Genomic DNA, 24,423 nt, shown 5'->3' on the forward strand with positions numbered 1-24,423 from the left:
AATTTGTTTTTGTAAAAATACAATGAATGATTAGGCTTCAAAAATTACTGCCTGTTATAAATTAGTTAAACCTCTTATTCCTAATCATTTTGTTTTAATACACTTTTAAATAATAAATCCCATTGGTCATATATTTTTTCTGGTAAAAACCTATTTGCATTCACTTTAGCATTTTTGCCGTAATACTTCCTTGTTTTTTCATCAGTAATAAGTTTTTCAATCGACTCTACCATCTTATCTATATTATTTGCTTCAACCAACAAACCATCCTCATCATGATTAATTATAGAGCGAGGGCCATAAGGACAATCAAAAGAAATAACAGGCACTCCTAAAGACATCGCCTCAATAAATACAAGCGGAAAACCTTCTATCCTAGAACTACAAACTAATATTGAGGATTTTAAATACACCTCTTTTATGTTTGACGTATGGTTGTAAAATTTAATACTTTGATCAAGCCCCAAGCGTTTAGATTTTTCTTCCAAGCCTAGACTTTTATTGACTTTGCCATAAATCTCTAATTTCCAATCAGGGTGAGATTCTTGTACTTTCTTCCAAACATCCAAAAGCATATCATACCCTTTTACATAATCCTGCCTTCCTATAGCCACTACAGTTTTAGCCTTTAAATCAGCTGTTTCGCCAAAACTATCAATAGTAACAGGGTTGTTTATTACATGAATATTTTTTAAATGCTTCCAATCTTTTTTATGCTGCTCTGACAGAATCACAAAACTATCATAGCCTGCACCAGCTTTTGAAATTAGAATCTGCTTAATTTTATTATTTAATTTAACTTTCCAACCTCTAGAAATCCTATCTATATTTATACTTTTTGTACTATGACGCTGATAAATTAAAGGTGATGCTCTTTTAATAAAATATGGTAATGTTAATCCAAATAAATGATCAATACACACCATAATCACATCAGGTGAAATATTATTTATCATACTATTTATAAATTGGACTTTATAAAAAAAATCAAATCCACCTTTAGCTTCAAAATAATTCAGTTTTGCTTTTTTTGAAATATCGTAATGTGCTTCTTTATATCTTGACTTAGAGTCTAAAATCAATAATTCAACTTCATAACCATAATGTTTGATAAAATAATTAGTTTGAAACACAACAATTCTCACCAGGCCATGAGCTTCATCAACTCTATTTACAATTAATAGTAATCTCATAATGTATGACTTAACTGACTACAAAGTAATACTTTTGTTAACTATATAATCTAAGAATTCTCAATCTTTTGGATATAATTTGTATCAAGAATATTAATTTTGAAGAACTAAGAAAATTTTCAATGAACAAAGAAGAAAAAGTCAATTTTGTAATAAATACACTAGATCAACTATACCCAGAAATCCCTATCCCACTAGACCACAAAGATCCTTACACACTATTGATTGCCGTATTAATGTCTGCACAAAGTACCGATGTTCGTGTCAACCAAATTACTCCACTACTCTTTGAGCGTGCCGATAACCCTTACGACATGATAAAGCTAAGTGTTGAGGAAATACGAGAAATTATTAAACCTGTTGGACTTTCGCCTATGAAGAGTAAAGGTATTTATGGTTTATCACAGATTTTAATAGATAAACATAATGGTGAAGTCCCTCAAACTTATGAGGAACTTGAAGCATTACCAGCTGTTGGCCACAAAACCGCTGCTGTTGTATTATCTCAAGCTTTCGGAATTCCTGCCTTTCCTGTAGACACACACATCCACCGCTTAATGTATAGGTGGAACTTAAGTAATGGAAAAAATGTGGTTCAAACCGAAAAAGATGCCAAACGTTTGTTCCCAAAAGAACTATGGAATGATCTTCACCTTCAAATCATATGGTACGGAAGAGAGTATTCACCTGCTAGAGGCTGGGATTTAGATAAAGACATCATTACAAAAACTATTGGTAGAAAATCTGTTTTAGATGATTATTACAAAAAGAAGAAATAACTCTTTAATGGTATAATTATTGATAAGGAATTGCAAAACAATCAATCAATGAAAAAAGTAATAATTATTGCCAGCATGTTATTAATAACATCTTGCATTCCCGTAAAAGTTGCGCCTAAATTCAAGAATGTAGACTACAAGGTAATGCAAGGACGGAAATTCCAAAAGAAAATGCCTAGAGAGATGGCATTCATTTTTAAAGACCCTAAAAATGAAAAGGAATTTTATAATTACATCAATAAAAAATATAAGCTAAACGATCAAAATGTAGGCTATAATGTACCTTTTGAATTTGAAGGCGAGACACTTTATCTATCTTACTACGAAGCCGAAAGAACAGATGAAACCATAAATTTACCATTTGTAATAGCTGATGCTAAAAGAGAAAGTAATGGAAATTCCAAATTATTTGAAAACAGCTATTCATCAAGAAAAGGACATTGGTATATTCTTGTTACGGTCTATGACGAGGATATAAAGAACTGCCTCAAAGACAATCACCCTTTAAAAGAAAAAGTACTTCTTTACTTAAGAGATCTTAGAGAAGAGTATATTACTACTCAAAATTACGAAGAGTTATTGTTAACAGAAAACCCTAATTCTTTTACAAATTAGGGTTTCCTTTCAACTTAATTAAGAAGTGCTTCAAACTTCAATTTATTATAACTTATAACACTTAAAGCCTTAGAGTAATTCAAAAGATAACTTATAGTTTCATCCTTTGGTAATAACTTATCATTTTTTGGGGAAGGGTTAGAGTAAAGTTTTGCCATTTTAATAATTTATGGGTTATTATATAGCAAAAACGTAACTTCAAATACTTTATTGTATCAATTTGTTAAAATTATATTATTCTGCTCTATAACCTTTCTCATATTGATGAGGGCGTAACGCATTCTACCCAATGCTGTATTAATGCTAACTCCCGTACGTTCTGATATTTCCTTAAAACTCATATCATTATACATACGCATCAAAAGTACTTGTTTTTGGTCTTCTGGTAATTCTTCAATGATACGTCTAACATCAGATTCTACCTGATCTTTAATCATGCTTTTTTCTGCATTTAGACTAGAATCACTTAACACAGAAAAAATACTAAACTCACCTGCATTATCAAACTTAGGCATACGACTGTTTTTTCTAAAATGATCAATAACTAAATTGTGAGCAATTCGCATTACCCAAGGTAAAAATTTACCTTCTTCATTATATTTTCCTCGTTTTAGAGTTTTAATCACTTTGATAAAAGTATCTTGAAAGACATCTTCCGTAATATCTCTGTCATAAACTTTAGAAAATATAAAACTGTAGATTTTTTGTTTGTGGCGTTCAATTAAAACTGCAAGAGCACACTCGTCTCCTTTTATGTAATTGCTAACCAATACTGCGTCAGGGATAAGTTCTTTTTCCATAATAATTACTTTAATACTTAGAAGCGGTCCTAAGTTTGGGGTTTTTAGCTTTTTTTAATTAAAGTAATTTTATAGTATACGCAGTTGTAATTTAAATGTTTATGTTCCAAATATAACAACAATCATTCCGAAAAAACAAAATTTAGTACTAAAATTTAACATTTTGTCGGATAAAGTGTTCCTTTAATAGATAAAATAGTTGTAGTATCTTTGTGAAATATTTTTGTATAAATCCTATGAACACTACTGTTTTAGACGTTAACCCAAAAGAAAACATCATCATAAAAGGTGCTACACTTCATAACCTAAAAAATGTTGATGTTGTTATTCCCAGAAATAAATTAGTTGTTATAACTGGTTTGTCTGGCTCAGGAAAGTCTAGTTTAGCTTTTGATACACTCTATGCTGAAGGTCAGAGACGCTATGTGGAAAGTTTATCGAGTTATGCACGTCAGTTCTTAGGACGATTAAACAAACCTAAAGTAGATTATATTAAAGGTATTGCTCCTGCAATTGCTATTGAACAAAAAGTAAATTCTACAAATCCAAGATCTACAGTTGGCACCACTACTGAGATTTATGATTACCTAAAGTTATTATTCGCTCGTATTGGAAAAACCTACTCACCTATCTCTGGTGATTTAGTAAAAAAGCATACAACTAAAGATGTTTTAGACTATATAAAAGAATTTGAAGAAGGTTCTAAACTATTACTGCTTGCTCCTATCATTCTTGAAGAAGGACGAACTGTTGAAAACAAATTACAAACCTTACAACAACAAGGTTATGCTCGTGTAAAACTGAAGGATGACGTTCTTAGGATTGATGACGCTTTAAAACAAGATATTAAGTCGGATAAAAACTTATTCTTAGTAGTCGATAGAATTGTTTACAAACACGATGAGGATTTTATTAATCGCTTAGCAGATGCTATTGAAACAGCCTTTTTTGAAGGAGTTGGCACTTGTATTATAGAATCGCTAGCCGATAAAAAACAAAAAACATTCAATAATAAGTTTGAGTTAGATGGGATGACTTTTCTTGAACCTAATGCGCATTTGTTCAGTTTTAATAATCCTTACGGAGCTTGTCCTAAATGTGAAGGTTATGGTGATGTTATTGGTATTGATGAAGACTTAGTAATTCCAAATACAGCGTTATCTGTTTATGAAAACGCTATTTTTCCTTGGCGAGGTGAAAGCATGAGTTGGTATAGAGACCAATTGGTAAACAATTCTCATAAATTCGATTTTCCAATCCACAAGCCTTATTTCCAATTAAGTGATGAAAACAAAGCATTAATCTGGAAAGGCAATAAGCATTTTGAAGGTTTGGATGATTTCTTTGCTGAACTAGAATCTAAAGCTTACAAAATTCAAAACCGAGTTATGCTATCGCGTTATCGAGGCAAAACGAAATGTAATGTTTGTAAAGGCAAACGATTAAGAGAGGAAGCAAATTATGTTAAGGTCGGAAATGCAACAATTACCGATTTGGTAGATTTACCTCTTAATGAATTAAGTACGTTTTTCAAGGAATTAGAATTGAATGAATACGATGCTCAAATTGCAAAACGATTACTTACCGAAATCAATACGCGATTAGAATTCTTATCTAACGTTGGGTTAAATTATTTAACGCTAAATAGACGTTCCAATACATTATCTGGTGGAGAAAGTCAACGTATCAACCTAGCCACATCCCTTGGAAGTAGCCTTGTTGGGTCTATGTATATTTTAGACGAACCAAGTATTGGTTTACATCCAAAAGATACTGAACGCCTTATAAATGTTTTAAAATCACTCAGAGATTTAGGAAATACAGTTATCGTTGTTGAGCACGATGAAGACATTATGAAAGCAGCTGATGCTATCATAGATATTGGTCCTGAAGCAGGTACTTTTGGTGGCGAAGTTGTTGCTGCTGGAGATTACAATGCTATACTTGCATCAGATACTTTAACAGCTAAATATCTTAATGGGAAATTAGAAATTGAAGTACCAAAAAAACGTAAAACTTCAAAATATCATGTTGAAGTGATTGGTGCTCGTGAAAATAACTTAAAGAATATCGATGTTACTTTTCCGCTAGAAATGCTTACTGTAATCACAGGTGTTTCTGGTAGTGGAAAAAGTACTTTAGTCAAGAAAATTCTTTTTCCTGCCATACAGAAAAAGCTAACTGGTTTCAGTGATAAAGCAGGTCAATTCACAGAATTACAAGGCAACTTCAGTAATATTCAACATATAGAATTTGTAGACCAAAATCCTATTGGAAGATCCTCTCGTTCAAATCCTGTAACATATATCAAAGCTTATGATGACATTAGAGCGTTGTTTGCTTCTCAAAAACTGAGTAAAATCAGAAACTACCAAGCCAAGCATTTTAGTTTTAACGTTGATGGTGGCCGATGCGAAACCTGTAAAGGTGAAGGTGAAGTAACTATTGAAATGCAATTTATGGCCGATGTACATCTTACTTGCGATACCTGTAACGGTAAGCGTTTCAAAAAAGAAGTTTTAGAAGTGCAGTTTGAAGGACAATCTATCGACGACATCTTGAATATGACTATTGATGATGCTATTACATTTTTTGAAAGTCATAAAGAGAAAAAAATAAAGAATAAGCTACAACCACTTCAGGATGTTGGTTTGGGCTATGTTACTCTTGGGCAGTCTTCTTCTACCCTTTCTGGTGGTGAAGCACAACGTATTAAGCTAGCGACCTTTTTAGGTAAAGGTAGCAAAAGTGATAATGCACTTTTTATTTTTGACGAGCCTACAACAGGTTTACATTTTCATGATATTCAAAAATTACTAAAGTCGTTTAGAGCTTTAATAGCAAAAGGTCACTCTATCATAGTTATTGAACACAATATTGATTTGATAAAATGTGCTGACTATATTATAGATTTAGGTCCTGAAGGTGGAAAACATGGTGGCCAACTCGTAGCTTCAGGAACACCTGAAGAAATAGTTGCTAATAAAAATTCGGTAACAGGCGAATACCTTAAAGAAAAGTTGTAAGATGGATTTACCAAAAGGTTTTCATAAAGAAGTTATTGAAGCTAGAGAAAATAAAGCTGTTGATTTCACAGATACTTCACTTAAGAAAAGCGTAGCTATTTCTCCTTTAAAACCTGGTGGTTCTAATTTTAAAACGCATGAACTAATTCAAAAAACACCTTGGAAATATACTTATCGTCCATCATTTGGTGGTATTCTTTTTGCTGGTATTTTTGTAATCGTAGGGCTGATCGTTGTAATAATTAGTCTTTCTGTAATAAGCACAACTCCTTCAAATTGGATTATGTTTATGTTTGGTGCTGTTTTTAGTACCACAGGAAGCCTTATTTATTATTTCTCAGCTATGCCAAGAGTTTTTGATAAACAATTAGGACTTTATTACAAAACTTATAAAGTCGACCCTTCTAAGAGAGATGAAAACTCTAAAAAACAATTTCCTATAAAATCAATTATCGCAATTCAAGTCATTGGAGAAACTATTAGTAGTAAAAATGGTTCTTATGGAAGTTTTGAACTCAACTTAGTTTTAGAGGATGGCTCTCGTAAAAACGTTGTAGATCATGGTAATTTAAAATCTATAATCGATGACGCTCATGTACTCAGTGACTTTCTAAATGTCCCTATTTGGCATGCCGAAACTCCTAAATCCTAATAAAATAAAAACGCTATAAACCCTAGGATAACAAAAGAGAACGGCAGAACAAACAGCAAGAATAAAAAGCTTACAACACTACTTTTTATAAAACTCAAAATCCAATGTTGTTCGTAAAATTTATTGATTGCAAAAAACAAATAGAAAAATGTAGATAAAGCGATAAGCCAATCTATAACATCTGGAATATCTAAAACCCAACGATTAACAGCGAAAACAATACTAAATACTGTAAATAAAAACGAAAAGTAGTAGAAACTAAATACTAAATGATGTGCATATCTACCTTTGTTGTAAAAGAAAATCTTTAATAGAAAAGCGAAAATTGGCAATAAGAAAAACATAGCTAAAGGAATACTATCAATAAACGTCTGATAGATTTGCCCTAATCCCATTGTTTTATAAAACTTTAATGCCTGAGCATAGAGTTTTCTTTTGAAATATCCCGCATCATCATCCATTCCCATGGATTTATATAGTGTTTCATTTGGTGCACCGATTGCTATTAAAGAATCTAATTCTTGCTCTCTAAATGTAAATGACGTGTTTATATTTTTCTTATCATCTACATTAATTATGGCTAAAGAATCTAATGCTTTTATTTCTTCATCAGACAATCCTAAAGTTTCTTTGTTTGCTTTTAGTGGATTTATGAGCTTTTGAATTTTTACTGAGTCTGCTGCTACCCTAGCACTATCTTTATCAAAAAAACTATAATCTTTATTTTCTCTTTTTTCGATAATGCTCTGCATGCCCTTATCTATTTCAGCTCTACTATCTCTCACATAAAAATTGAAAACAAAAAAGAAGATAACGGCAATAAACAAATACATCTGCGCAGGATGCAAATACATTAAACGCTTCCCTTTTATAAACTCCTTAGCCAAATAGCCTGGTCTGAACATTAAAGGAATAAAACTCTTAAAGAACCTAGCATCAAAAGAAAAGTAATTACTAATGGTATTGTAGAACAGAACACCAAGGGTAAGTTCTTCATTGGTTTTCTGTCCGCAGTTAGGGCAAAAGCTATAACCTTCTTGTAAAGGTTGCTCACAATTCCTACAGGTTTCTTTTGGTATGCTCATTTTTGGTTAGTTGTGGAATCTAAAATTAACAATTTTTACAATACATAAGTTGATCTCTTTCAGAATAAAAATTCAAATCACGACTTCACAAACTAAAAACCAAAACATAGAACACTGAATATCTTTTACTTAAAAAAGTGGCACGCTAATTGAAAATACCCTTGCATAGCGTAAGCCGAAAAGCTAAAAATGAGTAGGCACAAATCTAAATTATTTAGTTATGAAAAAAATTACTTTACTTTTTGCGAGTATGTTAATGGGATTAACAACCGTAACCGCAGCGGAAATCCCGAATTCATTCGGGTTAACTAGCCAAGATTTAGATCTTACATCACGCTATCGTTATACACAACCTATTTCATTTGTAGAACGTGGTGTAGAGTTCTTAATCTTTGCTGATGGTAGTTTCGATTTTAATACAGATGTTTATACAACATCTTCAAACGATAATTACTACTATAAACGCACAACGTCAAGAACTAGACGAAGCACTAATAGAACTTATGGAGCTCCTGGTGTAAACTACGCTCATGATGGTGGTGTTTTGGTTACTCACGACAGATATGGTCGTGTAAGACGAATCGGAAATGTGTTTCTTAACTATGATAGTTCTGGAAGAATTAAACGTGCTGGAACTGTTTACATGAGTTATAGAAACGGACAGTTAAAACAAGTTGGCGGTTTACAAATTCTTTATAACAGACATGGTGATGTTATTGGAACAAGAGGTTTCGTGAATCAAAACAATAGAGGCAATGGAAACTCTGGTAGTACAACATACTATTTTGAAAATGACGAACAAGATAACTGGGACGATAACTGGAATAACGATGATGAATACTACTATTATAGAAAGAATGGTAAAACCGTTAAACAGAAAAAACTTAAAGTTTGAGATTTTAATTATTTGTTGAACGCACTAAACTAGATTTAGTGTCCTAAAAACCCTGAATGTGACCCCAAACATTTCAGGGTTTTTGCATTTCTAAAATTCGTTTGACTTCTTTTAACAACAAAGGGAAAGCAGGATAAGCCATTCCAACATGATCAAAACCATCAAGTTCGTATAGGGTTGTTTCTTTATGACCTACAACTTTCATCATTCGCATGAGATATGCATTTTCTTCATATCGACCTAACATTTCTAATTCTCTATCACCTGTAATCAACATTAATGGTGGCGCATCTGCTCTGATGTGAAATAAAGGAGCATACTCATCTATCAAAGGTTGCTTTTCGGGAATATTTTGCTCTTTCCTAACCGTAAGATGTGTTATAGTATGTCCACTGAAAGGAATTAAACCTGCAATACTATTGGCATCAATATCGTGCTTTTTTAACCAAGATTTATCCAAGCCAACCATACTAGCCAAATAACCACCAGCCGAGTGACCAGAAACAAATATCTTAGATGGATCTCCTCCATAACTTTCAATATTTTTGAATACCCAAGCTACTGCAGCTGCAGCATCTTCAATATATGCTGGAGCTTCTACTTTTGGGTTTAGTCTGTAATTTACAGCGACAACCGCAACACCTTTTTCTTTTAATGATTCGGGAATAAATTTATTTCCACCTGTTAATCCACCACCATGAAACCAAATAATTGTGGCGTAATTTTCTTCTTTTTTAGGATAATATAAGTCTAAAACACAACGCTCTTGGATGTAATCATCGGAGTCTGAAATTGACTCATCGTAATAGCCAATATTTTCTTTGGTTTGATATGTTGTAACTTCTTTTGTATTAAAGAATCCTATTCCTGCAACTATAAATAGTAATATCGTTTTTTTAATCATTGTTGTTCTAATCTTAATTCATTTTAAAAATAACACTTAAAACACAATAATAATCAAAATACAATATCTAAAACACTTAAATAACTGAAAATCAAACAACAAAACAACACCTCCAAACTTTGGCACGCTGTTTGTTTTATAATTAGCGTATTTAATTTAAAACCTATTATTATGAAACGGATTCTATTTTTATTTGCAAGTTTAGTGGCTTTTAGCACTACTGCATTCGCAACCAACACAACTACAACTGAAGCCAATGCTTCAACTAATAATTATGTGAAAGGTTATGGAAATTCTTTCATATTCACTGAAGGAGGCATCGAGTTTTCGGTTTATAGAGATGGTCAATTTGATTTTTATATTCCGAATTACGGACCAGATGTTAGTGTAGGTATTAATACACCTGGCTTTTCATTAAGTTTTAACTCAGGTTATGATTATAATCCTTATGTACAATACGATAGTTTTGGTGCTATTATTCAAGTTGAAAACACACCAATCTATTACGATTACTACGGAAGGGTAAACCAAATAGGTGATATTTTCATTACATACAACAGTTTTAACAGAATTAGCAGAATAGGTGGATTACATGTGTATTATAGAAATAATGTTTTTTGGAGATATGATGGTTATATAAACATATATAATAGAGCTTATGTTTACAGACCTTGGCACAGATTCTATGTTGTACCACCAGTAAATTACTGTATGATTAGTGTAAACCCTTACAGAAGATATTACACACCTGTAAGACATATTTACTACAGACCTTACACAAATAACGTAAGATATGTAACTGTTAACAATGGAAGACGTGGTAGCACAACTGTTGTAAGACGAGAAACTCACAATAGTAACAGATATGCACAAACCCCTAGAAATAGTAGAGAGCGTGAAGTACAACGTACTGTAACACGTAGAAATACTGAGATCACTAGAAGTAGAAACACACGTTTAGCAAGCAATACTGCTACAACAAGAAGCTCTCGAAACAATGATTCAGGAGTATCAAGATCTTCTAGTACACGTAGTTCAAACTCTAGAGCAACAACTCCATCGAGAACTACAACTAGCAGAAATGCTACAACGTCTAGAAATAATAGAAGTATTTCTAGCCAAAACAGAACACAGCGTACTAGTAGCGTAACTAATAGAAGTTCAAACAGAAATGTGACCTCTAATAGAGGTACAGTGTCTAATAATACAAATACGAGAAAAAGTACAACAGTTAGAAAACCAAGTACAAGCAATTCTCGTACATATAGTAAAGCAAGAACACAAAGCGTAAAACCTAGAAGTTCTTCTCAAAGTAAAAGAAGTTCCTCGTCTGTGAGTTCAAGATCTAGCAATAGTAGAAAAAGCAACCAAAGTTCTACAAGATCAAGCTCTAGAAGAACAAGAGGTTAAGATATAAAAATATGATTTTTTTGGTTGGTTAGTAGAAGTCCCGTATGATGTATGCCTCAGAGCACCTTACGGGATTTCTCGTTTTATTAAAGTATCTAAAGTTTTAGATACTTTTTTATTTGCTGAGAAATATCTTCTGAAATATTCAGCTTATGAATAATCCAGAAATATAAAACACCTATGAGCAGTGATTTTATTACAATATTAAATATAGGATGAAGCGGGAAATCCCAAAAATAAAACCCTAATAAAAATACCATTAAAATCAAGAGAATTTTCACTGAAGCAAAAGAGAAGGGTTGAATCTTAAATTTACTATTTACAAAAATCAATTTCACTGTATTGTAAATTGCAACCGCTAAAAATGTTGCTATTGCAGATCCTTCAATGCCATAAAGAGGAATATAAATATAGTTTAAAATAATAGCGAGTACAGCCAATAAAACCCCAAAAAATAAAACCATTCTATAATAATCGCTATTAAAAAGTATAGCATTATTATTTCCTAAAATATTGTCATACAGCTTCGCTAAGCTTACTAATAAAACTACAAATAGTCCTCCGGTAAATTGTTCTGGAAGAATCTCATACAATTTATTGATATTCAATATAATTAGAAGGAAGATAAATCCGCTTATAACCAACAAATTCAAAGAGCTTCGTTTATACAAATCTTCTAAAGCAATATGATCTTTTTCATTAAGATATTTCGCTGTTAAAGGCATCATGATTTGGTGCATGGCGCGCTGTGGTACGGCAATAACTGTGGCTATAAAAATGGCGACACTGTAATAGGCTACTTGCCCAATATCATCGACCATAATACCAATCATGAACTTGTCTATATCTAAAATTAGCATAGCTACAGAGCCAGCTATAATCATTAATCCTGAGTATTTTAAAATAGAAGGAAGCTTTTCAATTTTCTGAAATTTAAGCTTAGGAAATCTTACAGAATAGGCATACAATTTCATAATTAAAACCCTTAGCAAATACACACCTACCAAACCGTTAATAAATTGCTGAACAGTAAGCCATTTAAAGTAAACTGCAAAAAGTAAAACCATAATACAAACACGATGAAAAACTTCCTTCATCATGTTACCAAACACGGTTTTCATCTGCACTTTAGTCCAAGCAAAAAAGATTTCAAAATAAGCCATAGCTACAGCCAAAATAAGAATGTGCCATACGTAACTTTTTACAATCATATTCTCATTAGCCAAGAGATTACCAATAAAATCATAAGCAAAGAAGCCTATAATTGTAGCCGGAATAATAAAAACTAAAGGCAAAAAAAGCATCAAACTTAGAAAACTATTGATACTGTTTTTGGTTTTGTAGGAAGAGTAGAATTTTATTATGGCATTATGAACACCAAAAGCCATAAATGGCATCATAATATTAGCCGCAGAAAGTAAAAATGCTACTAAACCGTAGTAATCGTCCGTTAAAAAATTAGTGTAAAGAAACAGTGTATTAATGGCTCCAATACCAAAACCCAAGTATGTACTTACTGTGTTTTTTAATGATTGGTTTAGAACAATTCCCATAGCTATACAAATTACAACTATTTCTTTAAATTACATACTTGCAATCAAGTCTGCTAATTTTTTTGTAAGTGCTTTTCTACTGTAAGGTTGAAGACCAATAGCATTAACCTCTAAACTATTATTTTGATACGCATCAAAATAGTTTAAAACCTGAAGTTTAAGTTCTTCTTTCTGATTATAACTGTAGTAATTCCCTGTGTTGGTTGAAGCAATTATTTTCTGAATATCACTTTCCTCAGGACCAATAGCTAAAATTGGTGTTTCAGAAATCATGTATTCAAACAACTTTCCTGGTATAATAGCTTTTGTGTCTTCCGAATCTATCTCTATTAGTGATAATATTTGAGATTGCATCTGAAATTTTATCGCCTCATTATGGCTAACATAGCCAACAATATTTAAGTGATTTTTTAAACCGTAATTATGAATAGACTCTACAACATCATCACTTACGACTCCTATTAAATTCAACTGAAACAATTTTGAAAACTCTTTGTTTTCAGCAACAAGTTCTGAAAACACTTCCCATAAAACTTTAGGATTTCGCTCAGATAATAACGACCCAATATGCGAGAATGTAAACGATTCATCCTTCCCTTCTACTCTTACGGAATGTGAATCATAGCCATTTGTAATAACAGTAATGGGTTGGTTTGTTTTTGTACTAAATTCTTTTTGAGTATTAAAACTTGTAACCAAAATTTGATCGGCTTTATTTAATACTGCCGATTCAAGTGCATTATGTTTTTCTTGAGATGATTTAGTAAGTTTTAAATCTTTATGGTAACCAATCGTCGTCCAAGGATCTCTAAAATCTGCTAACCATTTTATATTCAATTTTTCTTTCAAATGAAGACCAATAAGATGCAAACTATGTGGAGGACCAGTAGTGATAACAGTTTCAATGTGATTTTCTTTGATGTATTCTGAAAGAAATTTTACCGAAGGCTTTATCCAATTCTTACGAGCATCTGGTATAAAATAGTTACCTCTTACATAGAGCATCAACTTTTCTAAAAAAGATTGTTTTTTTGCTTTTGGTATAACTCCTGAACTTATCTTTTTTGAACTCTTTTTAGAAAATACATTAGCTAAGCCATAGGGTTCACTAATAGGTTGTTTTAGAATAGTTATATCCTTTGGAATTTGAGAAATTAAACTATCGTCTACAATCGGATAATTAGGATTTTCAGGGCAATAGACAATTGGCTCTATATTGAAATCTGGTAAATATTTTACAAATTTCAACCAACGTTGTACACCTGGCCCACCTGCTGGTGGCCAGTAATATGTGATTATGAGTACTTTTAAGCCCATCCTAACCTTCCCAAAGGGAAGGGATTTTATTCTTGCAAAAGCAAGGTGTATTATTATTCTTCTCTCTTAATTTTAAAACCATAATATATTCCCAACAGCAATAAAATCCCAAAAACAGCAGAACTTGCTAATGCTATTTTACTTCCGGTTTCTACAACTTCCGGTTCAAACTTAAACTCTATGATATGGCTTCCTTTTGGCACTTCCATCCCTCTTAACACATAATTTACTCTTATATAAGGCATTAGTTCACCATCAACATAAGCACTCCAACCTTCACCATAATAGATTTCTGAGAATACAGCAAAACCATCATTTGAATTATTTGATTCGTATTTAAGGTAGTTTGGTTTAAATTCTTTTAAAGTTATTGAAGCTGTTGAATCGACAATAAATGTTTTTGATTTCTCAGCTATAGACTGGGTCGTGATTGCTTTATTTTTAGTCTCAAGACTATCCAATAATTTTATCTCCTTATTAGCATTTTCTACTCGTTTTAAACTAGACACAAACCAAGCATTCCCATTAGCATCAGTATTGGTATAAGGAAATACCTGACCTTGTTCTTCAGCGATGATATATTTGGTATTCAGCATATTTAAAACGTTCATATTATTGTTGTAAATATGAAATTCCATTAAATCGTTATAACGCCCTAATTTAGCTGCGTGATATCCGAACAAAGAGTTATGAAAATAAGCTGCTCTTCCTGGTTGGCTTTGTCCTTGAGAAGACATATCTAAAACTCTAAAGTGAGCTTTGTCCTTTAAAATTTCTTTATCTGCCGCAGTGGCCTGATAGGGTTTATCAACTCTAATAGCAGATATAAAATCATCGTTATTGACATATTGCCTATCTACTGTCACCAAATCAAAAAGGATTAAGACCGCGAAAACAACAACCGTAAGATTTTCAGAAAGTTTTTTCTTTAGAAATAAGTAAATAGCACCTGCAGAAAGTAAAACTAAAATCAATGTTCTTATAGTGTCTGTTGTAAACAACGACATACGATCTTCTATTACGGCATTGATAAAAGGTCTACCATAAGCTTCAATATACTGATCATCTCTTAGTCCTTCAAAATCAAATAAAACGGATTTGAATAATAAGAATACAACAGCTAAGCCTGCAGTTATTATGGTTGTAATTTTTAATGCTTTAAGCTTTTCTTCATTGGTTTTGGAATCATTAAACAAACGTACCAAAGCAAAAATTCCGAGTACAGGAATACACAATTCCAAAATAACCTGAATAGAACTTACCGCTCTAAATTTGTTATATAATGGCACATAGTCAATAAAAAAATTGGTTAAGAAACCTAGATTTTTCCCATAAGACAATAATAATGAAAGTATTGTTCCGCCAACTAGCCACCATTTCAACCTGCCTTTAACAAGGAATAATCCTAAAACAAAAAGAAAAATAATAACTGCACCAACATAGGCAGGCGCTTCAACTATAGGCTGGTCTCCCCAATACATTGGTGCGTTTTTAGAAGCATCTAGAGCGTCTATTGGTGAAGCGCCTAAATTGATGTATGCTTTATAGGTTTCAGAGTCTCTACCAACATCCTCACTATTACCTCCTCCCATAAATTTTGGGATATACAGATTAAAGGTCTCTGCTATTCCATAACTATATTCTGTGATGTAGTCTTTATTTAATCCCGAAGTCAATTCCTTTTCACTACCATCAGGATTTATAGTAAGTTCACTTTTTCCTCTTGTACTCTCTTTAGCGTATTGTTGAGTTGCCATAAGACTTGTGGCGTTTAGGCCAACTGCCAAAATTCCTGCTAAAGCCAACAAACCAACAGATTTAAAATAATGAGGTAGAACGCCTTTTTTGTAAGCATCTATTAAATACGTAATTCCTAAAACTATAATTAAAAACAGCAAATAATAAGTCATCTGTGGATGATTAGCCACAATCTCTAAACCAGAAGCTACAACGGTAAGTAAGAATCCTAAAATATATTTTTTCCTAAATACCAATACGATTCCTGCTAAAACCAAAGGCATATATGCAATAGCATGAGCTTTTGAATTGTGACCTACACCTAGAATTATAATGAGATATGTTGAAAAACCAAAAGCTATAGCTCCAAGAGCTGCCAATTTAAAATCTACTTTTAGCGATAACAATAAGATGTAAAAACCTATGAAATATAAGAACAGATAATCTGCTGGTCTTGGTAAAAATCTTAAAGTTAAATCTAACTTCTTTATATAGTTGTGAGGGTATTTTGCACCTAACTGATAGGTGGGCATACCACCAAAAGCACTGTTTGTCCAATAGGTTTCTTCACCAGTACTCTCAGCAAATTCCTTTTGCTGCTGCGCCATACCAATGTAGTGCATAATGTCGCTTTGAAATATCTTTTTGCCTTGTAAAACTGGGCTAAAATATGCTAGGGAAAGTACCACAAAGCCTATAATCATTAGGATGTGAGGTAAAAATCGTTTTAAAAAAAATGACATGTAGTAAGTTGGCTTAAATCATTAAAGTGGAAAATTAATCAATTTCTTCGTAATCGACATATTCTCCAACATCAGAATTTGATTGTTTATTCTGATTTGGCATTTTGTCAATTACAGTTTCACCTTCTTTAGATTTCTGCTGTTGTTTTTGATTTGCTTGATTTTGGAATCCTCCAAATTGCTGACCAAACTTTTCTTGTGCTTTTTTAGCAACAAAACGCATAAGTACTGGAGCAAAAAGGCGAGATAATATTTTTATACCAAAATAAATGAGTAAGATAATTAAAATGGTTCTCAATAATCCCATGGCCGAAGCTTGTTGTATCATATTCTCTAATAATTATCAAAAATACAATTATACGTATTTATAATCCGTTATTATTCCTTAAAAAAACTATAAAATATCTATATTTGATTTTAAACCAAAAGAAAATGCAAACACTCAAATCATTTTTTTCTCTACTTATTTTATTGTCATTTAGTTCTGTCTATGCGCAGTATACTGAAGTCATCAATTCTAACAGACCAGGTGTCTCTAAAAGTGCTTTTTCTGTCGGAACAGGTGTTGTTCAATTAGAAGCAGGCGCTTTTACAGTAAATGAAGAACATGTACCATTAAATTATGAGGTAAATGGATTTGGATTGGATTTTGCTATTAGATACGGTTTACTTTTTGAAGAACTAGAATTATCCTTAGATGGTGTTTATCAGAATGATACTTTCACTAACAACAATGCTGTAATACCTACAGAAAATTCTCGTTCAAACATGAAGAACTTTACTCTAGGTGCAAAATATCTTATTTACGATCCTTACAAAAATGCAGAAGAAGCAAAACCTAATTTATATAGTTATCACGCGAATAGAAAGTTCCAATGGAAATCATTAATTCCAGCTGTTTCTATTTATGCAGGTGCTAATTTCGACACAAAAAATAATCCATACACAGCTCCAGATGTTGAAGGTGTAAGTCCAAAAATAATGGTAGCAACACAAAATAATTTTAATGGTGGATGGGTATTTGTAATGAATTTAATAAAAGATAGAATTGGTTCTGAGTTTTCAGACTTTCAATATATTCTGACTCTAACACATTCTTTTACTCCTCAATGGGTTATTTTTGGAGAAGCTCAAGGTATTAAAAGTGATTTTTATGCCGATAATATATTTAGATTCGGTGGTGCCTATCTATGGACTAGAGATTTTCAATTAGACGCCAATATAGCCTTCAATACTAAAGATACTCCTTCTGTGTTCAATATTGCTTTTGGGGCTTCTTACAGGTTAGATTTCCATCAAGATAAGAAAATTGATAATGGCAATGGTAATGATGGAAATTTCAAAAAGAAACGAAAAAAGAAAAAGAAGAAAAAAGAAGAAAAAGTTAAAGTACTAGATGGTTTCGACAATTAGTCTTCAACTATAATTAATTTTTATGATTACAATTAAAGAAGCAGTCTCTAAAAAAGACTTAAAGGATTTTGTAAAGTTTCCTTTTAAAATCTATAAAGATTCCAAATATTGGGTTCCTCCTATTATAAAGCAAGAATTAGAAACCTTTGATAAAGATAAAAATCCTATTTTCAATGATGCCGAAGCTCGGTTTTTCCTAGCATATAAGGGTAATGAAATTGTTGGTAGAGTTGCAGCTATTGTAAATTGGTTAGAAATAAATAAACAGCAAATTAAGAAAATGCGTTTTGGCTGGTTTGATTTCACCGACGATCTCGAAGTCAGCAAAGCATTATTAGAAACCGTTGAAAATATTGGTAAAGAGCACCAACTAGATTATGCTGAAGGACCAGTAGGCTTTTCTAACCTTGATAAAGTTGGGGTTTTAACGGAAGGATTCGATAGTCTTGCAAGTATGATAACATGGTATAATCATCCATACTATGTAGACCACTATAAGGCGCTTGGTTATGAAATTGAAAAAGAATATTCTGAAAGTAGATTTCCATTTAACAATGTAGATCCTGAAAGCTTTAGAAAAGCTCAAGCCTTAATCAAAAGACGTTATAAATTAAAAGCACTTTCTTTCACAAAAACCGAAGAGGTAATGCCTTGGGCGGATAAGATGTTTGATTTGTTTAATGAGTCTTACTCTTCACTATCCTCTTTTGTTGAAATTACCGATATTCAAAAGGAATATTTTAAGAAAAAGTTCATCAGTTTTGTTAACCCAGAATATATAAAATTTGTCGTTGATGAAAATGAAAAGCTTATTGGTTTTGCTATTGTAATGCCAAAGTTTGCTGAGGCATTAAGAAAAGCTAATGGTAAACTATTTCCATTTGGATTCACACATATATTAAAAGCGAAAAAGAACAGTAAAGACGTTATTTTTTACTTAATAGGTATTCATCCTGAATATCAAAACAAAGGTGTCCATGCTGTTATTTTTAATGAATACTATGACATCTTTAAAAGCAAAGGTATCCAAAACTGTTATAGAACACCTGAACTTGAAGACAATGTAGCCATTCACAAAATATGGAAACACTTTGGTCCTGAAGTTTATAAAAGACGTAAAACCTTTAGAAAAAACTTAAACTAAAAAAAGCTACCGTTACGGTAGCTTTTTTTATATATCAAATAATAATATTTTAATTATTCTCCCATTGCGGCATTTAAAGCTGCAGACATTCTCTTGTAAGTTCCATTCACTAAACGCTCTCTAATAGCATCAAAAGCATCTAAGGTTTCTCTAACATCTTCTAAAGTATGTGTTGCCGTAGGAATCATTCTAAGTAAGATTAACCCTTTTGGTATAACAGGATAAACCACAATAGAACAGAATATTCCATGATTTTCTCTTAAATCCTTAACTAGTGCCATAGCTTCAGGAATACTTCCTTTTAAATATACTGGAGTTACACAACTTTGAGTTGTACCGATATCAAAACCTCTTTCTTTTAAACCAGATTGTAATGCATCTACAATTGTCCAAAGATTTTTCTTTAACTCTGGCATTGTACGCAACATATCTAAACGTTTTAATGCACCTACAACAAGTTGCATTTGTAAAGATTTGGCAAACATTTGAGAACGTAAATTATACTTTAAGTAATCAATGATTTCTTTATCACCAGCAATAAAAGCACCTGTACTCGCCATAGATTTTGCGAACGTAGCAAAATACACATCAATATCATCTTGGACTCCTTGCTCCTCACCTGCTCCAGCACCTGTAGCTCCTAGCGTACCAAAACCATGCGCATCATCAACAAAAAGTCTGAAATTGAATTTTTTCTTAAGCTCAACGATTTCTTTTAGTCGTCCTTGTTCGCCACGCATACCAAAAACACCTTCTGAAATCACTAAGATTCCACCACCAGTCTGCTCTGCCATTTTAGTTGCACGCTCCAAGTTTTTCTCTAAGCTTTCAACATCATTGTGTTTGTATGTAAATCGTTTACCCATGTGTAAACGCACACCATCAATAATACATGCATGCGCATCAACATCATAAACAATGATATCGTCTTTAGATACTAAAGCATCAATTGTAGATACCATACCTTGGTATCCAAAATTCAAAAGATAAGCAGCTTCTTTACTAACAAATTCAGCAAGTTCGTTTTGTAGTTGTTCATGAAGATCTGTATGGCCAGACATCATACGTGCGCCCATAGGATAAGCAGATCCGTATTGTGCTGCTGCTTCTGCATCAACTTTCCTTACTTCCGGATGATTCGCCAATCCAAGGTAATCGTTAATACTCCAAGTAATAACTTCTTTACCTTGAAACTTCATTCTATTAGAAATTTGACCTTCTAGCTTTGGGAAAACGAAATAGCCTTCTGCCTGAGCAGCCCATTTACCAAGTGGTCCTTTATCTCTATAAATCTTTTCAAATAAATCCTTCATGCGTTAAAATTGCTATTAATGCTTTTTTACCTGAAATAAAGCAAGTAAATAAACCATTAATTTATTGTTAATTTAATCTTGTTAGTTGCTGCAAAATTAATTAATAATATTATCACAGCATAATTTATTTAAAGTAACTATCCACCAAGTTTTAAACATAAAAAAACCTATCGCAACATGCATTGAGATAGGTTTTAGATATAGTTAGTAGTCTTACTTTACGTACTCTATTGTTGTGTGTACTTTATTTTTACTATCGAAAAAACCTTGATCTTCCATCCACTTATCATTGTACACTTTGCTCATGTATCTTGAACCGTGATCTGGAAAAACCACCACAACTTTATCTGTTGGCTTAAATTCGCCTTCTTCACTTAATTGTTTTACTGCTTGCATTGCTGCACCACTAGTGTAACCTACGAATAAACCTTCAGTATTTGAGATTTCTCTTGCTGTATGTGCGCTTTCCTCGTCAGTAACTTTTATAAACTTATCTATAACATCAAAATCTGTAGCTGTAGGAATAAGGTTTTTTCCTAAACCTTCAATTCTGTATGGATAAATTTCTTTATCATCAAACTCTCTAGTTTCATGATACTTTTTCAAAACAGAACCATAAGCATCAACACCAATGATTTTTACATTTGGGTTTTGCTCTTTTAAGTATTTTGCAATACCTGAGATAGTTCCACCTGTACCACTACATGCCACCAAATGCGTAATTTCACCATTTGTCTGATTCCAAATTTCTGGACCTGTACTGTTATAGTGTGCATCAATATTTAATTGATTGAAATATTGATTGATGTATATTGAACCTTTATTTTCTTCGTGAAGACGCTTTGCTACTTGGTAATATGAACGAGGGTCATCAGCGTTTACGTGTGCTGGACAAACGTAAACTTTAGCTCCCATAGACTTTAACATGTCTATTTTGTCTGCTGAAGATTTTGAACTTACTGCCAAAATACATTCATATCCTTTGATGATACTTACCATTGCGATACTAAAACCTGTGTTACCAGATGTAGTTTCTATGATTGTATCGCCTGGAGTTAAGATACCTTGACGCTCGGCCTCTTCAATAATGTGTAAAGCGATTCTGTCTTTAGATGAATGACCTGGATTAAATGCTTCAACTTTTGCATAAAACTCACCGTCTATTTCGGTTGTCATTCGATTCAGTTTGATAAGAGGTGTACTTCCAATTAGCTGAAGTACATTATCAAATACATTTTTGTTTTTGTCCATAAATGCTATTTATCGGTAATCAAGTTACTTGTTTTGACACCTAAAACCTCGCAAAAGTAACATTTTTTTTTGAATTAATCCGTGATTCCTTCTAAGTCTAATAAAAAAGCAAACTCTTCGGCATCTTCTTTTAGGCTTTCAAAACGTCCTGAAGCACCACCATGACCAGCATCCATGTTTGTTTTTAAATATAGTTTATTAGAATCTGTTTTCAACTCTCTTAATTTAGCCACCCATTTTGCAGGTTCCCAATATTGCACCTGTGAATCATGCAAACCTGTTGTTACCAACATATTTGGATAATTTTTAGCTTCAACATTATCGTAAGGTGAATACGACTTCATATAATTATAATAGAGTACATCATTAGGATTTCCCCATTCATCATATTCTCCCGTTGTTAATGGAATAGAATCATCTAACATAGTTGTTACTACATCTACAAATGGTACTGCTGCAATAACTCCATTATATAATTCTGGTGCTTCATTAATTACAGCTCCCATTAATAAGCCACCTGCACTTCCGCCCATGGCATACAAATGTTTAGACGACGTGTACTTTTCTTTTATTAAGTGAACTGAACATGCTATAAAATCTGAAAACGTATTTTTCTTCTGTAATAATTTACCATCTTCATACCAGCCACGACCTAAATATTCACCTCCTCTAATATGAGCAATAACATAGATAAAACCTCTATCTAATAAGCTTAATCTAATTGTAGAAAAATAAGGATCTACTGTAGAACCATAACTCCCATAAGCATACTGCAATAATGGATTATTGCCATCTTTTTTAATGTCTTTTCTATATACCAAAGACATAGGAATTTTAGCACCATCATTTGCAGTAGCCCAAATACGTTCTGAAGTGTAATTATCCTTATTGAACTTTCCTCCTAAAACTTCCTGTTCTTTTAAAACAGTTTTTATTTTGGTTCTCATATTAAATTCAATAACAGAAGATGGTGTTGTTAGTGAATTGTAACCATAACGAAGTAATTCTGTATCAAAATCGACATTTGTACCTGTATACGCTGTATAGGTTTCGTTATCAAACGGCAAATAGTAATCCTCTGCTCCATCCCATCTCATTATTCGGATTTCGTTAAGGCCATTACTTCTTTCGCTTACCACTAAATAATCTTTGAAAATATCTATATTTTCTAGCAATACATCTTTTCTATGTGGAATAACTTCTGTCCAACTTTCAATCTTAGTTTTGGTTTCTTCAACTTTCATTAATTTAAAGTTGGAAGCTTTATCCTTATTCGTTAGGATATAAAAATGATTATCGTAATGCGATATACTATATTCTAATCCTCTAATACGTTCTTGAAATACCTGAAATTTCTCATCGGGTTTGTCTGCATTAAGAATATGATATTCATTTGTTAACGTACTGTAACAAGCAATAATGATATATTTTCTAGACTTAGACTTGTAAACCGCAACACCAAAAGTATCATCACCTTCTTCAAACACTAGTTCGTCTTCAGTTTCACCTAACTTGTGCTTATAAATTTGATATGCTCTTAAAGTTACTTCATCTTTTTTAGTATAGAACAATGTTTTGTTGTCATTAGCCCAACTTGAAGAACCTGTAGTGTTTTCAATATCATCATTAAATACTTCATGCGTATCTAAACGTTTTACTTTTACAGTATAATTTCTTCTTCCTGTAGTGTCGACTCCATATGACACAAGTTTATTATCTGGACTTACACTAATTCCGGCCAACTTAAAATAACTGTGACCTTCTGCCATTTTGTTACAATCAAACATCAATTCTTCAGGGTTATCCAATGACTCCTTTTTACGAGTATATATTGGATAATCTTTACCTTTTTCGAATCTTGTGATGTACCAATAACCATTGTATTTATAAGGCACCGAAGAATCATCTTCTTTAATTCTGGCCTTCATCTCCTCAAATAAATCCTTTTGAAATTGCTTGGTATGAGCCATTTCAGAATCGCAATAGTCATTTTCTGCATTGAGATAATCTATCACCTCTGGATGTTCTCTGTCTTTCATCCAAAAATAATCATCTACTCTGACGTCTCCATGCTTTTCTAATTGATGAGGAATCTTTTTTGCTATTGGTGGCTTAATTTCTAATTTACCCATACACTGTTTTAGGAAATATTTATTCAAAAAGTGGCGCAATTTAGTAATTTTGTATTGTATTAATTTAAAATTGAAATTTTATGTTTGGAGATATGATGGGAATGATGAGTAAACTTAAAGAAGCTCAGAAAAAAGTTGAAGAAACTAAAGAACGCTTAAATACTGTTTTAATTGACGAATCTAGTAATGACGATAAGCTAAAAGTTACTATTACCGCTAATAGAGCCCTAAAGTCTATTGAGATAGATGGAGATTTATTACAGGATAAAGAAATGCTTGAAGATTATCTCATTCTTATAATTAACAAGGCCATTGAAAAAGCTACAAACGTCAATGAATCTGAAATTGCTGCAGTAGCAAAAGAAGGAATGCCTAATATTCCTGGTATGGATATGTTTAAATAATTGACTCATTTATAAAACTTTAAAAGCATCTCTTTCAAAATAAAGAGATGCCTTTTT

At 32.4% G+C, this 24,423-nt stretch carries 21 protein-coding genes; 9 read left to right on the forward strand and 12 right to left on the reverse strand.

Translation table 11 applies throughout. The features are described from left to right. Nucleotides 1–80: 80 nt before the first annotated feature. Nucleotides 81–1,193 (reverse strand): glycosyltransferase family 4 protein, encoded by a 1,113-nt coding sequence (locus tag QGM60_RS07500; protein WP_281139621.1) that lies wholly within the window; start codon nucleotides 1,191–1,193, stop codon nucleotides 81–83. Nucleotides 1,194–1,315: 122 nt separating this feature from the next. Here QGM60_RS07500 and nth point away from each other — a divergent pair, with 122 nt between their 5' ends. Both nth and QGM60_RS07510 read left to right on the forward strand, forming a co-directional pair. Continuing rightward, entirely contained in the window at nucleotides 1,316–1,972 is a 657-nt protein-coding gene (gene nth, locus QGM60_RS07505; protein WP_281139622.1) for an endonuclease III, read from the forward strand. 48 nt (nucleotides 1,973–2,020) lie between these two features. Next, entirely contained in the window at nucleotides 2,021–2,587 is a 567-nt protein-coding gene (locus QGM60_RS07510; protein WP_281139623.1) for a hypothetical protein, read from the forward strand. Between the two features lie 14 nt (nucleotides 2,588–2,601). Here the strand turns inward: QGM60_RS07510 and QGM60_RS07515 are convergent, their stop codons facing one another. Next, complete coding sequence (locus QGM60_RS07515) at nucleotides 2,602–2,745, reverse strand: hypothetical protein (RefSeq protein ID WP_281139624.1); 144 nt, start codon at nucleotides 2,743–2,745, stop codon at nucleotides 2,602–2,604. Nucleotides 2,746–2,802: 57 nt separating this feature from the next. Further along, nucleotides 2,803–3,387, reverse strand: a complete 585-nt coding sequence (locus tag QGM60_RS07520; RefSeq protein WP_281139625.1) for a sigma-70 family RNA polymerase sigma factor — start codon at nucleotides 3,385–3,387, stop codon at nucleotides 2,803–2,805. Nucleotides 3,388–3,623: 236 nt separating this feature from the next. Between QGM60_RS07520 and uvrA the strand changes: the two genes are divergently transcribed. Together uvrA and QGM60_RS07530 are read left to right on the forward strand one after the other, a co-directional pair. Beyond that, on the forward strand, nucleotides 3,624–6,413 hold the full coding sequence (gene uvrA / locus QGM60_RS07525; protein WP_281139626.1) for an excinuclease ABC subunit UvrA: 2,790 nt from the start codon (nucleotides 3,624–3,626) through the stop codon (nucleotides 6,411–6,413). 1 nt (nucleotide 6,414) lies between these two features. Continuing rightward, nucleotides 6,415–7,065 carry a hypothetical protein gene (locus QGM60_RS07530; protein WP_281139627.1) on the forward strand — a complete coding sequence of 217 codons (651 nt, stop codon included), beginning with the start codon at nucleotides 6,415–6,417 and terminating at the stop codon, nucleotides 7,063–7,065. On the opposite strand, the gene QGM60_RS07535 is transcribed toward QGM60_RS07530, so the two are convergent. Continuing rightward, nucleotides 7,062–8,150 (reverse strand): DUF3667 domain-containing protein, encoded by a 1,089-nt coding sequence (locus QGM60_RS07535; RefSeq protein WP_281139628.1) that lies wholly within the window; start codon nucleotides 8,148–8,150, stop codon nucleotides 7,062–7,064. The two genes, QGM60_RS07530 and QGM60_RS07535, sit on opposite strands and share 4 nt — an antisense overlap. A gap of 220 nt (nucleotides 8,151–8,370) precedes the next feature. On the opposite strand from QGM60_RS07535, the gene QGM60_RS07540 reads away from it, so the two are divergent. Next, nucleotides 8,371–9,045: a hypothetical protein gene (locus QGM60_RS07540; protein ID WP_281139629.1), complete on the forward strand. Its 675-nt coding sequence runs from the start codon at nucleotides 8,371–8,373 to the stop codon at nucleotides 9,043–9,045. Between the two features lie 73 nt (nucleotides 9,046–9,118). Here QGM60_RS07540 and QGM60_RS07545 read toward each other — a convergent pair whose 3' ends face one another. Further along, complete coding sequence (locus QGM60_RS07545) at nucleotides 9,119–9,949, reverse strand: alpha/beta hydrolase (protein WP_281139630.1); 831 nt, start codon at nucleotides 9,947–9,949, stop codon at nucleotides 9,119–9,121. 171 nt (nucleotides 9,950–10,120) lie between these two features. On the opposite strand from QGM60_RS07545, the gene QGM60_RS07550 reads away from it, so the two are divergent. After that, on the forward strand, nucleotides 10,121–11,359 hold the full coding sequence (locus QGM60_RS07550) for a hypothetical protein (RefSeq protein ID WP_281139631.1): 1,239 nt from the start codon (nucleotides 10,121–10,123) through the stop codon (nucleotides 11,357–11,359). Between the two features lie 95 nt (nucleotides 11,360–11,454). Here QGM60_RS07550 and QGM60_RS07555 read toward each other — a convergent pair whose 3' ends face one another. From QGM60_RS07555 to QGM60_RS07570, 4 genes are read right to left on the reverse strand one after another with little or no spacing between them, the layout of a single operon-like run. Further along, nucleotides 11,455–12,912, reverse strand: coding sequence for an oligosaccharide flippase family protein (locus tag QGM60_RS07555; protein WP_281139632.1), 1,458 nt, complete (start codon nucleotides 12,910–12,912; stop codon nucleotides 11,455–11,457). 30 nt (nucleotides 12,913–12,942) lie between these two features. Beyond that, the gene (locus tag QGM60_RS07560; RefSeq protein WP_281139633.1) at nucleotides 12,943–14,229 is read right to left on the reverse strand and encodes a glycosyl transferase family 1; all 1,287 of its coding nucleotides are present in this window, start codon (nucleotides 14,227–14,229) and stop codon (nucleotides 12,943–12,945) included. A 53-nt stretch (nucleotides 14,230–14,282) separates the two neighbouring features. Next, nucleotides 14,283–16,709, reverse strand: coding sequence for a YfhO family protein (locus QGM60_RS07565; RefSeq protein WP_281139634.1), 2,427 nt, complete (start codon nucleotides 16,707–16,709; stop codon nucleotides 14,283–14,285). 34 nt (nucleotides 16,710–16,743) lie between these two features. Further along, complete coding sequence (locus QGM60_RS07570) at nucleotides 16,744–17,037, reverse strand: DUF4834 family protein (protein WP_281139635.1); 294 nt, start codon at nucleotides 17,035–17,037, stop codon at nucleotides 16,744–16,746. A 104-nt stretch (nucleotides 17,038–17,141) separates the two neighbouring features. Between QGM60_RS07570 and QGM60_RS07575 the strand changes: the two genes are divergently transcribed. Together QGM60_RS07575 and QGM60_RS07580 are read left to right on the forward strand one after the other, a co-directional pair. Beyond that, nucleotides 17,142–18,122, forward strand: a complete 981-nt coding sequence (locus tag QGM60_RS07575; RefSeq protein WP_281139636.1) for a transporter — start codon at nucleotides 17,142–17,144, stop codon at nucleotides 18,120–18,122. A 22-nt stretch (nucleotides 18,123–18,144) separates the two neighbouring features. Continuing rightward, nucleotides 18,145–19,266 (forward strand): GNAT family N-acetyltransferase, encoded by a 1,122-nt coding sequence (locus QGM60_RS07580; protein WP_281139637.1) that lies wholly within the window; start codon nucleotides 18,145–18,147, stop codon nucleotides 19,264–19,266. A 53-nt stretch (nucleotides 19,267–19,319) separates the two neighbouring features. Here the strand turns inward: QGM60_RS07580 and QGM60_RS07585 are convergent, their stop codons facing one another. The 3 genes from QGM60_RS07585 to QGM60_RS07595 form a co-directional block, all read right to left on the reverse strand. Beyond that, the gene (locus QGM60_RS07585; protein WP_281139638.1) at nucleotides 19,320–20,579 is read right to left on the reverse strand and encodes an aminotransferase class I/II-fold pyridoxal phosphate-dependent enzyme; all 1,260 of its coding nucleotides are present in this window, start codon (nucleotides 20,577–20,579) and stop codon (nucleotides 19,320–19,322) included. A gap of 213 nt (nucleotides 20,580–20,792) precedes the next feature. Next, a complete protein-coding gene (locus tag QGM60_RS07590; RefSeq protein WP_281139639.1) occupies nucleotides 20,793–21,830 on the reverse strand; it encodes a cysteine synthase family protein in 1,038 nt (345 codons plus the stop codon). Between the two features lie 74 nt (nucleotides 21,831–21,904). Next, nucleotides 21,905–23,962, reverse strand: a complete 2,058-nt coding sequence (locus tag QGM60_RS07595) for a S9 family peptidase (protein ID WP_281139640.1) — start codon at nucleotides 23,960–23,962, stop codon at nucleotides 21,905–21,907. An 80-nt stretch (nucleotides 23,963–24,042) separates the two neighbouring features. On the opposite strand from QGM60_RS07595, the gene QGM60_RS07600 reads away from it, so the two are divergent. Continuing rightward, nucleotides 24,043–24,366: a YbaB/EbfC family nucleoid-associated protein gene (locus tag QGM60_RS07600; protein WP_281139641.1), complete on the forward strand. Its 324-nt coding sequence runs from the start codon at nucleotides 24,043–24,045 to the stop codon at nucleotides 24,364–24,366. The last annotated feature ends 57 nt before the right edge of the window (nucleotides 24,367–24,423 follow it).

It is taken from the genome of Winogradskyella sp. SYSU M77433 (genome assembly GCF_029911945.1).
Taxonomy (GTDB): Bacteria; Bacteroidota; Bacteroidia; order Flavobacteriales; family Flavobacteriaceae; genus Winogradskyella.